The sequence below is a fragment of the Pseudomonas sp. LFS044 genome (assembly GCF_047978245.1).
Lineage (GTDB): Bacteria > Pseudomonadota > Gammaproteobacteria > Pseudomonadales > Pseudomonadaceae > Aquipseudomonas.
This window is the reverse complement of record NZ_JBFPFX010000003.1, coordinates 251,868-264,454: the sequence shown is the minus strand read 5'-3', so window position 1 is coordinate 264,454 and position 12,587 is coordinate 251,868. Positions and strand designations below refer to the sequence as shown.

13 protein-coding genes are annotated in these 12,587 nt (G+C 64.4%); 2 read left to right on the top strand and 11 right to left on the bottom strand.

From position 1 onward, the window contains the following. Positions 1-103: 103 nt before the first annotated feature. The 11 genes from ACNQPL_RS04045 to ACNQPL_RS03995 form a co-directional block, all read right to left on the bottom strand. The gene (locus tag ACNQPL_RS04045; protein ID WP_416466030.1) at positions 104-1,513 is read right to left on the bottom strand and encodes an amidase; all 1,410 of its coding nucleotides are present in this window, start codon (positions 1,511-1,513) and stop codon (positions 104-106) included. Between the two features lies 1 nt (position 1,514). Beyond that, complete coding sequence (locus ACNQPL_RS04040; protein ID WP_416466029.1) at positions 1,515-2,792, bottom strand: Zn-dependent hydrolase; 1,278 nt, start codon at positions 2,790-2,792, stop codon at positions 1,515-1,517. A gap of 13 nt (positions 2,793-2,805) precedes the next feature. Continuing rightward, on the bottom strand, positions 2,806-3,501 hold the full coding sequence (locus ACNQPL_RS04035) for an ABC transporter ATP-binding protein (protein ID WP_346615890.1): 696 nt from the start codon (positions 3,499-3,501) through the stop codon (positions 2,806-2,808). Next, entirely contained in the window at positions 3,501-4,253 is a 753-nt protein-coding gene (locus ACNQPL_RS04030) for an ABC transporter ATP-binding protein (RefSeq protein WP_346615891.1), read from the bottom strand. Before ACNQPL_RS04030 ends, ACNQPL_RS04035 begins: the two co-directional genes overlap by 1 nt. Then, positions 4,253-5,269, bottom strand: coding sequence for a branched-chain amino acid ABC transporter permease (locus ACNQPL_RS04025; protein ID WP_346615892.1), 1,017 nt, complete (start codon positions 5,267-5,269; stop codon positions 4,253-4,255). The genes ACNQPL_RS04030 and ACNQPL_RS04025 overlap by 1 nt, the downstream gene beginning before the upstream one ends. A 2-nt stretch (positions 5,270-5,271) precedes the next feature. Continuing rightward, entirely contained in the window at positions 5,272-6,132 is an 861-nt protein-coding gene (locus ACNQPL_RS04020; protein WP_232884943.1) for a branched-chain amino acid ABC transporter permease, read from the bottom strand. A gap of 65 nt (positions 6,133-6,197) precedes the next feature. Beyond that, positions 6,198-7,400 (bottom strand): ABC transporter substrate-binding protein, encoded by a 1,203-nt coding sequence (locus ACNQPL_RS04015; protein ID WP_416466027.1) that lies wholly within the window; start codon positions 7,398-7,400, stop codon positions 6,198-6,200. Then, the gene (lasR, locus tag ACNQPL_RS04010) at positions 7,401-8,120 is read right to left on the bottom strand and encodes a transcriptional regulator LasR (RefSeq protein ID WP_347032980.1); all 720 of its coding nucleotides are present in this window, start codon (positions 8,118-8,120) and stop codon (positions 7,401-7,403) included. Between the two features lie 88 nt (positions 8,121-8,208). Continuing rightward, on the bottom strand, positions 8,209-8,973 hold the full coding sequence (locus tag ACNQPL_RS04005; RefSeq protein ID WP_346615894.1) for a FadR/GntR family transcriptional regulator: 765 nt from the start codon (positions 8,971-8,973) through the stop codon (positions 8,209-8,211). Between the two features lie 255 nt (positions 8,974-9,228). Continuing rightward, entirely contained in the window at positions 9,229-9,459 is a 231-nt protein-coding gene (locus ACNQPL_RS04000) for a PP0621 family protein (RefSeq protein ID WP_346615895.1), read from the bottom strand. A 94-nt stretch (positions 9,460-9,553) separates the two neighbouring features. Further along, positions 9,554-10,573: an outer membrane protein assembly factor BamD gene (locus ACNQPL_RS03995; RefSeq protein ID WP_387528892.1), complete on the bottom strand. Its 1,020-nt coding sequence runs from the start codon at positions 10,571-10,573 to the stop codon at positions 9,554-9,556. Positions 10,574-10,720: 147 nt separating this feature from the next. On the opposite strand from ACNQPL_RS03995, the gene rluD reads away from it, so the two are divergent. Both rluD and pgeF read left to right on the top strand, forming a co-directional pair. Further along, on the top strand, positions 10,721-11,683 hold the full coding sequence (rluD, locus tag ACNQPL_RS03990) for a 23S rRNA pseudouridine(1911/1915/1917) synthase RluD (protein ID WP_346615897.1): 963 nt from the start codon (positions 10,721-10,723) through the stop codon (positions 11,681-11,683). Beyond that, complete coding sequence (gene pgeF / locus ACNQPL_RS03985; protein WP_416466024.1) at positions 11,680-12,420, top strand: peptidoglycan editing factor PgeF; 741 nt, start codon at positions 11,680-11,682, stop codon at positions 12,418-12,420. The genes rluD and pgeF overlap by 4 nt, the downstream gene beginning before the upstream one ends. The last annotated feature ends 167 nt before the right edge of the window (positions 12,421-12,587 follow it).

Sequence of the window (12,587 nt, the reverse complement as noted above, 5' to 3'; positions counted from 1 at the left end):
GACAGCTCCCACAGTGACAGCGTTGCTCTCAAGTGCTGCGCTGTACCTGTAGGAGCCGGCTTGCCGGCGATTGGGCCGGTGGGGCCAGCAACTAACTAAGGCTTCAACTCACCACCGGCGCCTGCAAATGGCGGCTCGGATAGTGCTGCTCATACACCTTGCACACCCGCAGCACCTGCTCATCGGCAAACCGCCCCGCAACCACCTGCAACCCCACCGGCAACCCCTCGCGGGTAAACCCGCACGGCACCGATGCCGCCGGCTGCTGGGTCAAGTTGAACGGGTAGCTGAACGGTGTCCACTCCATCCACTGCGCCATCCGCGACCCCGGCGGCACGTTATGCCCCGCCTTGAACGCCACCAGCGGCAACATCGGTGACACCAGCACGTCATAACGCTGGTGGAAGGCATTCATCCGCGCAATCAGCTCGGCCCGCGCCTCCAGCGCCTGGGTATATTCACTCAAGCTGATCCGCGCGCCTTGTTCGGCAATCCAGCGCAACCCGGGGTCGATCTGCTCCCGTTGCTCGTCGGTAAAGGCGCTGGTCAGTCGAGCAGCCCCGGCAAACCACAGGGTATTGAATGTCTCCAGCGGGTCAGCGAAGCCCGGGTCGACTTCCTCCACCTGTGCCCCCAGCCGCGCCAGGCGCTGCACCGCCTGCGCCACCAGCGCGTGGATCTGCGGGTCGACCTGCACGTAGCCGAAGTCGGCGCTGTAGGCGATCCGCAGCCCGCTGAGGTCCTGCTCCTGGCCCAGCCATGGCGCCTGGCGGGCTGCACCGGCCAGCCCATCACGCGCATCGGGCCGGGCCACACAGTCGAGCATCAGCACCGAGTCATCGACGGTGCGGGTCATCGGCCCTAGGTGTGAGAGCACGGTCATGGCGCTGGACGGCCACTGCGGTACGTAGCCGAATGTGGGCTTGATGCCGAAGGTGCCGGTAAAGGCGCAAGGTATGCGGATTGAACCACCGGCATCGCTGCCCTGGTGCAGCACACCCAGGTTCAGCGCCGCCGCAGCCGCCGCGCCGCCGGATGAGCCACCTGCCGTCAGGCGTGTGTCCCACGGGTTGCGGGTGATGCCGTACAGCGGGTTGTCGGTCACGCCTTTCCAGCCGAACTCCGGCGTGGTGGTCTTGCCGACCAGCACTGCACCGGCACCGCGCATGAATGCGCTGAAGGGCGCATCGACGTCCCACGGCCCAGCGCCCGATGTGGTACGTGAGCCCTTGCGTGTGGGCATGCCGCAGGTCAGGGTCAGGTCCTTGATCGACGCTGGCACCCCGTCCAGCCGGCCACACGGCTCAGCCCGTTGCCAACGTTGTTCGCTGGCGCGGGCGGCGGCGCGGGCGCCTTCGCCGTCCACATGGCAGTAGGCGTTGACGGCCGGGTTGTGCTGATCGATGCGCGTCAGCACATCATCGATCACCTCTACAGGCGACAGCTCACGGCGCTGGTACAGTTCGAGCAGTTCGACGGCGGTCAGTTCACCGATGGCAGTTTTGCCGGTCATCTCAATGCGCTCCCTGGTTGGCGGCCTGGAACATGGCGCGCAGCAGCACGTCGCAGCCGTCGGCCAGGTCCTGTGGCGCTGCGTTTTCGATTTCGTTGTGGCTGATGCCGCCTTCGCACGGCACGAAGATCATGCCGGCCGGGCCCAGCTCGGCGAGGAAAATCGCGTCGTGGCCAGCCCCGCTGACGATGTCCATGTGGCTCAAGCCCAGCTCGCGCGCACCCTGGCGCACGGCATCGACGCATTGCTCGGCGAAGTACAGCGGCGGGAAGTCAGCCGTGGGTGTGAGTTCGAAGGTCAACCCGTGTTTTGCCGTGGTGGCGTCGATCGCCGCCCGCACTTCGGCGACCATGGCATCGAGGTGGGCCGGGTCGAGGTGGCGCAGGTCAAGCGTCATGTGCACTTGGCCGGGGATGACATTGCGCGAGCCGGGGTGCAGGGTCAGGCAACCCACCGTGCCACAGGCATGCGGCTGGTGAGCGTGGGCCACACGATTGACCGCTGCCACTACATCGGCGGCGCCGACCAGAGCATCCTTGCGCAGGTGCATGGGCGTTGGGCCGGCATGGGCCTCGACGCCGGTCAGCACCAGGTCGAACCATTTCTGCCCCAGGCAGCCCTGGACCACGCCGATGGTGGTGCGCTGGTCTTCCAGCACCGGGCCTTGCTCGATGTGCGCTTCGAAGTAGGCGCCCACCGCATGGCCCGTGGGTACGCGGGGGCCGGCGTAGCCGATACGCGTCAGCTCCGCGCCCACCGACAGGCCTTGGTCATCGACCTTGTCCAGCGTTTCCTGCAGGCCGAACTTACCGGCAAACACGCCTGAGCCCATCATGCACGGCGGGAAGCGCGAGCCTTCTTCGTTGGTCCACACCACCACTTCCAGCGGTGCCTCGGTGGTCAGCTGCAGGTCATTGAGGGTACGAATCACCTCCAGCCCGGCCATCACCCCGTAGCAACCATCGAACTTGCCGCCGGTGGGCTGGGTGTCGATATGGCTGCCGGTCATCACCGGTGGCAAGGCCGGGTTACGCCCGGGGCGCCGGGCGAAAATGTTGCCGATGGCGTCAACGCTGACCGTGCAGCCCGCCTCGGTGCACCAGCGCACGAACAGGTCGCGGGCCTGGCGATCGAGGTCGGTCAGGGCCAGGCGGCACACCCCGCCCTTGGCGGTGGCGCCGAGCCTGGCCAGGTCCATCAGCGATTGCCAGAGGCGCTCGCGGCTGACCAACGCACCTTGGCCGAGCAAGTGCTGCGAGGGATCGATGCGGGTATTCATGGGCATTCTCCTTTCAGGCGCTCAGGGCCAGGTAGCGGTTCTTGATGCTCGGGTCGTCGCGGAACTGCGCCGCGCTGCCCTGGTAGGCGACACGGCCTTGTTCCAGTACGTAGTGGCGGTCGGCGAGGGCGTCGCAGACCATCAGGTTCTGCTCCACCAGCAGGATCGACAGGCCTTCGCCCTTGATCCCGCGCAAAATTTTCACCAGCTCATCGACGATCACCGGGGCCAGGCCCTCGGTGGGCTCGTCGAGGATCAGCAACTTGGGGTCATTGAGCAGGGCGCGGGCGATGGCCAGCATCTGCTGTTCGCCGCCGGAGAGTGCAAAACCGCCGTTGCGCCGCCGTTCTTTCAGACGCGGGAACAGGGTGTAGACGTCTTCCAGCTGCCAGCGGCTTTCCTTGCGCACGGCAATCTTCAGGTTCTCCTCGACGCTGAGCTGGCGGAAGATGCCGCGATGTTCCGGCACCAGGGCGATGCCCTGGCGGGCGATGTCGAAGATTTCGCGGCCGACCAGCTGCTGGCCGTTGAAGCTGATCTGCCCTTGGCGCGGCCGGACGATGCCGAGGATGCTGCGCAAGGTGGTGGTCTTGCCAGCGCCGTTGCGCCCCAGCAGGGTCACCAGTTCACCGGCGCCGACCTGCAGCGAAACCCCTTCGAGCACGTGGCTCTTGTCGTAGTAGGAATGGATCGATTCGACGTTGAGCATCAGGCGGCCTCTCCAAGGTAGGCGGTGCGCACGCGGGCGTCGTTACGCACCTGTTCCGGTGTGCCCTCGACCAGGATCTGGCCGTGGCTCATGACGGTGATGCGCTGGCTGATCGACATGACGATGCTCATGTTGTGCTCGATCAGCAGCACGGTATGGTCGCGGCCCAGGTCGCTGATCAGGTCGGTCATCACCGGGATGTCATCGATGCCCATGCCCGAGGTCGGCTCGTCGAGCATCAGCAGGGTGGGCTTGGCGCAAATCGACATGCCCACCTCCAGCACCCGTTGCTGGCCGTGCGACAGTTCGCCGGCCAGGGTATCGGCGCGGGCGGTCAGCTTCAGCCGCTCCAATACCTGATCGGCGGTGTTCCAGTGGCTGCGCTTGTGCTCCACGCTGCGCCAGAAGTTCAGCGCGCCCAGGCCATCGCGGCCTTGGGCGGCCAGGCGCAGGTTCTCGCGTACCGACAGGTTCTGGAACAGGCTGGTGAGTTGGAACGAGCGCGCCATGCCCAGCGCCACGCGGCCGTGGGACGGTTTGCGGATGATGTCCTGGCCGTTGAACAGGATCTTGCCGCTGGTGGCCTGGCGTTCGCCGGTCAGGCAGTGGAACAGGCTGGTCTTGCCGGCGCCGTTGGGGCCGATGACCGTGTGAATGGTGCCGGCGCGGACCTTCAGGTCGACGCCTGCCACCGCCTTGAACGGCCCGTAGGCCAGCTCCAGGTTGCGGGTTTCCAGGAGGTAATCGCTCATCACAAGGTCTCCTTGGTCTTGGCCGTTGTCTTGTCATCGTCAGTGCGCGCGGGTTGCAGGCGCTTGCCCAACTCGGCCAAGCCGCCCCACAGGCCGCCACGCATGAACACCACCACCAGGATCAGGATCGCCCCCAGCAGCATCAGCCAGCGTGGCCACAGCTCCGAGAGCACATCGCCCAGCACTACGATGGCGCCCGCACCCAGCAAGGAGCCGAACAGCGAGCCGGTGCCACCGACGATGGTCATGATCAGGATGTTCTCGCTCATCATCAGGTCGATGTTCGACAGCGGCGCGAAGTGCAGCAGCATCGCGTACAGCGCACCCGCGATACCGGTGATGGCGCCAGACATCATGAACACCAGGATCTTGAAGTGGCGGGTGTCGTAGCCGATGGCGGCGGCGCGGGTCTCGTTTTCGCGGATCGCCAGCAGGGTGCTGCCGAACGGCGAGCGGATCACCCGCAGGGCGCCCGCGAAGATCAACAGGAACAGCACCGCCACAAACACATAGAAGTGCCGTGGGTCGGCCAGGTCGACCAGCACGTGGCCAGCGATTTCGATGTTCGGCCGCGGCACGTCGAGCAGGCCGTTGTCACCGCCGGTCCAGCCGCTCAAGGTGTACGCCAGGAAGTACGCCATCTGGCTGAAGGCCAGGGTCAGCATGACGAAGTAGATGCCCTTGCGGCGGATTGCCAGCGCCCCCACCAGCAGCGCCAGGAAGGCACCGAACACGGCCGCGCCGAGCAGCGCACTGAACATCCCCCAGTTGAGGTGAATCATCAGCAGCGCCGCGCCGTAGGCCCCCACGCCGAAGAAAATGCCCTGGCCGAACGACAGCAGGCCGGTGTAACCGAGCAGCAGGTTGCAGGCCAGCGCCGCCAAGGCAAAGATCAGGATCTCGGTGGCCAGGGTGGCCGACGGCAAGATCAACGGCAGCGCCACCAGGCTGGCGAGCACCAACAACAGCAGGGCAGGGGTGCGGCCCTTCACGGGCAATGGATTCTTCTCGCTCATCGTCATGCTCTCCCGAACAGGCCATAGGGGCGGACCAGGATCACCGCCGCCATCGCGCCGTAGATCATCAAGCTGGCGCCTTGCGGCCAGAGGCTGGTCATCATGCTTTGCACCACACCCACCAGCAGGCCGCCCACCAGCGCGCCGCCGAACGAGCCCATGCCGCCGATCACCACCACCACGAAGGCGATGCCGAGGATTTCCGGGCCGACGAAGGGTTGGGCACCCCGCAGCGGTGCGAACAGCACCCCCGCCACGCCGGCCAGGCCCACGCCCAGGGCGAAGGTCAGGGAGAACAGGCGGAAGATGTTGGTGCCCAACAGCGACACGGTTTCGGTGCTCTCGCTGCCTGCGCGCACCAGCGCGCCAAAGCGGGTGCGCTCCAGCAGCAGCCACAGGCCCAGGCCGATCAGCGCCGCGAAGCCGATGAGGAACAAGCGGTAGTACGGGTAGATGAAGTCGCCGACGATCAGCACCCCGCGCAGCTCCGGTGGCACGGCGATGCTTTTGCCCACAGGGCCCCAGATCAGCACCGAGGCTTCCTGGATGATCAGCGCTATGCCCAGGGTGACGAGGATCTGGAAGGTGTGCGGCAAGTGGTAGATGCGCTTGATCAGCAACCGCTCCACCGCCCAGGCCAGCGCCGCGACCACCAGCGGGGCAATCAGCAGGGCCAGCCAGAAGTTGCCGGTGATCGCCACGGCGGTGTAGCACAGGTACGCGCCCAGCAGGAAGAACGCGCCGTGGGCGAAGTTGACGAAGTTGAGCAGGCCGAAAATGATCGTCAGGCCCACGGCGATGAGGAAGTAGATCATCCCCAGGCCCAGGCCGTTGAGCAGTTGGAACAGGTACAAATCGAGCATGAGTGTGCCCTCGACAGTGCGCGCTGCGCCTGCCTGTACGAGTGGTTTTGACTAACGCCGCAGCTTCAGGCCAAGGCGCAACCGGTGTGGTCGACTTCGACGAACGAGCGCCCCGAGCTGATGACTTCGGCCAGGTCGTCCTCGTCGCGCATCTGCCCCTGGGGCTTGCCGCGCAACAGGTAGTAGTCCTTGAGCACCTGGTGGTCGCCGGGGCGGATCAGCTCTTCGCCGGTAGGGCCCTGGAAGCGCATGCCCTGCAAGGCGGCGGACACGCTGGCGCCATCCAGGCTGCCGGCCTTGGTGATGGCATCGAGCATGACCTTGGTGCCGATGTAGTCGGCCGCCAGCGGGTAGTTGGGGTTGATGCCATAGGCCTTCTGGGTGGCGGCGACCAGCTGTTTGTTCAGGGGCGTATCGACCTGGTGCCAGTACTGCGCGCCCAGGTACACCCCTTCGAGCACGTCGCTGCCCAGCTCCTGGAACTGGTCGAGCCCGGCCGACCACACCATCAGCACTTTCATGCGGTCCTTGATGCCGAAGTTGACCGCCTGGCGCAAAGCGTTGGACGACTGGCTGCCGAAGTTGAGCAGCACCAGTACGTCGGGTTTGGCGGCGATGGCGTTGGTCAGATACCCGGAGAATTCCTGTTCCTGCAGCGAGTGGTAGCTGTTGCCGATGTGTTCCACGCCAAACTCGGCGAACACCTTGCGGGCGTTGTCCAGCAGCGCATCGCCGAACACGTATTGCGGGGTGATGGTGTACCAGCGCTTGGCCTGCGGCAGCTGGCGAATCATCGGGATCAGCGTCTCGCGGATGGCGCCATAGGTGGGCACCGACCAACGGAAGGTCGACGCGTTGCAGTCCTTGCCGGTGATCTCGTCCGCACCGACCGGCGTCATGAACACACCGCCTGCCTTGTGGATTTCCTTCGACACGGCCAGCGCCGAGGACGACAGGGTGCAGCCCTGGAAGAAGCGTGCGCCATCCTGGCCGATGGCTTCCTGTACCTTGCGCACCGCCTTGCCGGCGTTGCCTTCGGTGTCGATGACTTTGTACTTGAGCGGGCGGCCGAGCAGTTGCGGGTGCTCGGCGATGGCCAGGCGCGAACCCATGTCGGCGTACTTGCCGTAGCTGGCGAAGGCGCCAGACATGGATTTGAGCCCGTAGAAGGTCAGCGGTTCGTCGGCGAATGCCCGGTGCGCCCCGAAGGGGAGGCTACCGAAGGCACCCAGGGCAAGGCCTGCCTTGAGCAGGGTACGTCTTTGCATTCAGAGAGTAATAAGACCCAAATTAACGGCCATAATGGCCGCTACGCGGCGGGAGGTCACACCGAACTTCCGCCGAATATTTCCCATATGGAAGTTCACATTGGCTTCCGAGCAGTTGCAGATAACCGATATCTCCCAACTGGTCTTGCCGATGGCGCACCACTGCAACACTTCCTTCTCCCGGCTGGTCAGAACCACCGGTTTGCTGACCGGATGTTCGAAGGCCAGTCCGGCACCGCTCTGCAGTGCGTAGTCCTTGAGCATCCACAGGGTCGGCAGGACCGACTCTATGAAACGGTTGGCCTCGGCCCGGTTTTCCGCTTCCACGCTGAGGCTCAGCGCGCCGAGTTCGCCGCGAGCACCATGCAGCGGCATGGTCAGCCCATACACCAGGCCGGCGGCCGAGGCTTCCTCGAAGAACTCGTGCTGCTTTCGCGTCTGGTAGATGGACGGTTCCCAGAAAATCGGCAGTACGCTCTGGGTACAGTGACTGACCGTCGGGTCGACCCGCGCGTAGCCAGCCCGGTCGTAATGCTCGCGCCAGGCGGCCGGGTAGTTGCCGACGATGAAGGCGTTCTCGTAGTCCTGGCTGTCCTTAGGCAACAGGCCGAACAGGATCTTCGAGAATCCAAGGTCGCTCGCCATCTTCTGCAGGATGGCGCTCCACTCCAATTTTCCACTTGAGCGTTCCAGCTCAAGAAAACCGTCAACCAAGGCCATGAGTAACTCCTTGGTTGTGGTTATTAGGCAGGAGTGCAATGACAAAGCGGTGCGGCCGGGCCTGTGTGCAGGCCTCTGTCCAGGCGGATCAGTGGTTGTGTGGGAACTCCAGCAAAAAGTTGCGGGCGACCTCGCCTTCCAGCGCGGTCATGTGGTGCTCGGCGTCGCACATGTGCTCGTGCATCAGTCGGCGCACGGCGGGCTCGTCGCTGGCGCGCAGGGCCAGCAACAGTTGCTTGTGGTAGTCGATGTTGGCGGCGGCGAACTGCTGGCGCTTGGGCAGGTAGGCCTTCTTCAGCACCACCAGGTCGCGCAGCAGGTCGTTGAGGAACACCGCCATGAAGCGCAGCAGCGGGTTGGGGCAGCGGTGGGCCAGCAGGGTATGGAACTCCAGTTCTGCCAGGCGTTGCTCGCGCTGGCCTTCTTCGCTGTCTTCCGGGGCGCTGCAGAAATCGATGTTGGCCTGCAGCGCGGCGTAGTCGGTTTCGCTCAGTTGCCCCATCACCGACACTGCCAGCTCCACCTCGATGACCTTGCGCAGCTGGTACACCTGCTCGCCGTCCAGGTGCTGGAAGTGCAGGTAGTTGCGCAGGGCACGGCTGGCCGGTTCGGTGCCGACTTCGTTCAGGTAGGCGCCGCCGGCAGGGCCGGTGCGGGTGCTGACCAGGCCTTCGACTTCCAGCGCCTTGAGCGCTTCGCGGGCGGTGCCTTTCGAGCATTCGAAGTGCTCCATCAGCTCACGCTCGGTGGGCAAGCGGTCGCCTGGGTGCAAGGCTTCGGTGACGATCGAGCGCTTGACCGATTCGACGATCACGTCGGACAACTTCTGGCGCTTGCGTTTGGGTTTGAGCATTTCGCTATTTTTCATATTTATGCGGATAAATAGGATTTAGCGAATTTTGCCAGGGTAGGTCAATGCTGGCGGAGGGGGAGGGGTCGTAAATGGTGCGAAAGGGTCGGGGAGGGACAAGTGGCTGATGGGGTTGATCGCATGATCAACGCGGGCCTCTTCGCGGGGCAAGCCCGCTCCCACAGGTAATCACCGCGCTGAAGGCATGTATGTCAACTCTGGGAGCGGGCTTGCACCCGCGAAGAGACCCACGCTGAATCAACGCGATTGGCCAGGCCCCTGCTGCAGGTGGGCCTGGCTGCAATACCACTCATTGCCCCGGTGCAGCGCCCGGTCATTGGGCAGGTGCACGCCGCAATGGGCGCAGCGCACCATCTGCAACGGCGCGTCGAGTTTCGGCCCGGATGGCGATTGCTGGCTGATCTTGAATTTGCGCCACAGCCAGAACGCGGCGGCGATCAGGGCGATCCAGAAAAGTAGGCGAACCATGGTGTCCAGCTTGTCTATTGGAGAAGCCGACAGTCTAGGGCGCGGCCATAAAAAAAGGGAGGCCCAAGGCCTCCCTTTCTCGTACCACGATGAATCAGTCGAACAGACCAAAGGTCATGTAGCTGAACCACGAGCGGTCTTTTTCGGCTTCTTTCGGGCCTTCCGGCAGGATCGGGTCGCCGTTTTCGTCTTTCGGCAGCAGGTCCTGCGGCATCTCGGCGCGGGCGTCCTGGAACTGGCGGACCACGTCCTGGTTGGCGCGGGTTTCACCCGGCGGCAGCGGCGCGTCGGTTTCGATCAGGCCCAGGGTGGCCTTGGACAACCAGCCACGGCCGTCAGACTCGGTCTGCTTGGGCTGGAACTCGCCATCGACCAGGCTCGGGTGGTCAGGGTAGTTGAGCTTGAGGGTTTCCAGGCTGGTGGCGGCCAGTTCGTCCAGGTGCATCTTCTGGTACGACTCGACCATCACGGCCAGGCCGTCGCCGACCGATGGGGTTTCCTGGAAGTTCTCTACCACGTAGCGGCCACGGTTGGCGGCAGCGACATAAGCCTGGCGGCTCAGGTAGTAGTCAGCCACGTGGATCTCGTAGGAGGCCAGCAGGTTGCGCAGGTAAATCATGCGCTGCTTGGCGTCCGGGGCGTAGCGGCTGTTGGGGAAGCGGCTGGTCAGCTGGGCGAACTCGTTGTACGAGTCGCGCGCGGCGCCCGGGTCACGCTTGGTCATGTCCAGCGGCAGGAAGCGCGCCAGCAGGCCACGGTCCTGGTCGAACGAGGTCAGGCCCTTGAGGTAGTAGGCGTAATCGACGTTCGGGTGCTGCGGGTGCAGGCGGATGAAGCGCTCGGCAGCCGATTTGGCAGCCTCCGGCTCGGAGTTTTTGTAGTTGGCGTAGATCAGCTCTAGCTGCGCCTGGTCGGCATAACGGCCGAACGGGTAGCGCGACTCCAGGGCCTTGAGCTTGTTCACGGCGCTGGTGTAGCTGGAGTTGTCCAGGTCAGCCTGGGCCTGCTGGTACAGCTCGGCCTCGCTGAGGTTCTCGTCAATCACCTCTTTATTAGAGGAACAGGCCGCGGTAAGCCCGAGGATGGCGATCAGCAGCAGGTGTTTCACTTGCATGGCGGCTTGCGTCCCTTTGACGGCCGCTGTCTTGGGCGGTGCCGTCCTGTTATGATGAGCGCCCCGGCCAACCCCGGGACAAAAGAAGCCGTATTTAACCACAAGCTCGCAGCCGAAACCAAAGGCTGTGCGCCCGCCGAATCGAGCATGTCCGAGATCATTCAACTTAGCGCAGAGGTACCGTCCGAACTGGGCGGTCAACGCCTCGACCAGGTCGCCGCCCAATTGTTCGCCGAGTACTCGCGTTCGCGGCTTACTACGTGGATCAAAGAGGGCCGCCTGACGGTCGATGGCGCCGTCGTGCGCCCTCGAGATACCGTCCATGGTGGCTCGCTGCTGGCGCTGGAGGCCGAGCAAGAGGCCCAGGGCGAGTGGATCGCCGAAGATATCGAGCTGGATATCGTCTACGAAGACGAACATATCATGGTCATCAACAAGCCCGCCGGGCTGGTTGTGCACCCGGCCGCCGGTCATGCCAGCGGTACGCTGCTCAATGCGTTGCTGCACCACGTGCCAGATATCGTCAACGTGCCGCGCGCCGGTATCGTTCATCGCCTGGACAAAGACACCACCGGCCTGATGGTGGTGGCCAAGACCTTGCAAGCGCAGACCAAGCTGGTCGAGCAGATGCAAAGCCGTAAAGTCAGCCGCATCTATGAGTGCATCGTGATTGGTGTGGTAACGGCCGGTGGCAAGATCGATGCCCCGATCGGCCGCCACGGCGGTATGCGCCAGCGCATGGCAGTCACCGACGGCGGTAAGCCGGCGGTCAGCCACTACCGCGTGCTCAAGCGCTTCCGCTCCCACACCCACGTGCGGGTCAAGCTGGAAACCGGCCGTACTCACCAGATTCGTGTGCACATGGCCCATGTTGGTTTCCCGCTGGTTGGCGACCAGACGTACGGTGGGCGCTTCCGCATTCCACCGGCTGCCAGCCCAACCATGGTCGAGGCGGTCAAGACCTTCCCGCGCCAAGCGCTGCACGCGCGTTTCCTGGCGTTGGCTCACCCGATTACCGGTGAAATCATGAAGTGGGAATCGCCACTGCCCGATGATTTCGTCTGGTTGCTGTCGCTGCTCAACCAGGACCGCGAGAGCTTTGTCGGATGAGTGGCCTGGCGCAGTCGCTGCTGTTCCCCGACTGGCCCGCCCCGGCCTCGGTTCGCGCCTGCGTCACCACCCGTCAGGGCGGCATCAGCCTGCCGCCCTACGAATCCTTCAATCTCGGTGACCATGTGGGCGATGAGCCACAGGCTGTCACCGAGAACCGTCGCCGCCTGAGCGAAGAATTCGCCATCCAGCCTGCCTGGCTCAAACAGGTGCATGGCCTGGTGGTGGCGGATGCCGACCCGTCCGTGGTCGCCGAAGCCGACGCCAGCTGGACCGACCAGCCCGGCATCGCCTGCACCGTGATGACTGCCGATTGCCTGCCAGCGCTGTTCTGCGACCGCGCCGGTACCCGTGTAGCGGCGGCGCATGCTGGCTGGCGCGGGCTGGCTGGTGGCGTGCTGGAAGCCACCTTGGACCGCTTGGCCTTGCCGCCTGAAGAAGTGCTGGTGTGGTTGGGCCCGGCCATCGGCCCGCAGGCCTTCGAAGTAGGGCTGGAAGTGCGTGATGCCTTCACGGCGGTGCACCCGGAGGCTGCCAGAGCCTTTGTCGACGGTGAGCGGCCGGGCAAGTTGCTGGCCGACATCTATGAGCTGGCGCGTATTCGCCTGGCGGCGCGCGGTGTGACTGCGGTTTATGGCGGTGGTTACTGCACGGTCAGCGATGAGCGGTTCTTCTCCTATCGCCGTACCCCGCAGGGTGGGCGGTTTGCTTCTTTAGTCTGGCTGGATCCTCGCTGACAGGCCTGGCCTCATCGCCGGCAAGCCGGCTCCTACAAGTGCCCACCTTTGTTGAAGTTTGCGCCCTCTTGTGGGAGCCGGCTTGCCGGCGATCAGGCCAGCGCTAATCCATCAGGCTGACCTCGGTCAACCCCGCTACGCTTGAATCTTCCAGAATCAGCCTTATC

Excerpts from the sequence above, each read along its gene's own strand:
- ACNQPL_RS04045 (WP_416466030.1), bottom strand. The coding sequence starts at position 1,513 with ATGACCGGCAAAACTGCCATCGGTGAACTGACCGCCGTCGAACTGCTC.
- ACNQPL_RS04040 (WP_416466029.1), bottom strand. The coding sequence starts at position 2,792 with ATGAATACCCGCATCGATCCCTCGCAGCACTTGCTCGGCCAAGGTGCG.
- ACNQPL_RS04035 (WP_346615890.1), bottom strand. The coding sequence starts at position 3,501 with ATGCTCAACGTCGAATCGATCCATTCCTACTACGACAAGAGCCACGTG.
- ACNQPL_RS04030 (WP_346615891.1), bottom strand. The coding sequence starts at position 4,253 with ATGAGCGATTACCTCCTGGAAACCCGCAACCTGGAGCTGGCCTACGGG.
- ACNQPL_RS04025 (WP_346615892.1), bottom strand. The coding sequence starts at position 5,269 with ATGAGCGAGAAGAATCCATTGCCCGTGAAGGGCCGCACCCCTGCCCTG.
- ACNQPL_RS04020 (WP_232884943.1), bottom strand. The coding sequence starts at position 6,132 with ATGCTCGATTTGTACCTGTTCCAACTGCTCAACGGCCTGGGCCTGGGG.
- ACNQPL_RS04015 (WP_416466027.1), bottom strand. The coding sequence starts at position 7,400 with ATGCAAAGACGTACCCTGCTCAAGGCAGGCCTTGCCCTGGGTGCCTTC.
- lasR (WP_347032980.1), bottom strand. The coding sequence starts at position 8,120 with ATGGCCTTGGTTGACGGTTTTCTTGAGCTGGAACGCTCAAGTGGAAAA.
- ACNQPL_RS04005 (WP_346615894.1), bottom strand. The coding sequence starts at position 8,973 with ATGCTCAAACCCAAACGCAAGCGCCAGAAGTTGTCCGACGTGATCGTC.
- ACNQPL_RS04000 (WP_346615895.1), bottom strand. The coding sequence starts at position 9,459 with ATGGTTCGCCTACTTTTCTGGATCGCCCTGATCGCCGCCGCGTTCTGG.
- ACNQPL_RS03995 (WP_387528892.1), bottom strand. The coding sequence starts at position 10,573 with ATGCAAGTGAAACACCTGCTGCTGATCGCCATCCTCGGGCTTACCGCG.
- rluD (WP_346615897.1), top strand. The coding sequence starts at position 10,721 with ATGTCCGAGATCATTCAACTTAGCGCAGAGGTACCGTCCGAACTGGGC.
- pgeF (WP_416466024.1), top strand. The coding sequence starts at position 11,680 with ATGAGTGGCCTGGCGCAGTCGCTGCTGTTCCCCGACTGGCCCGCCCCG.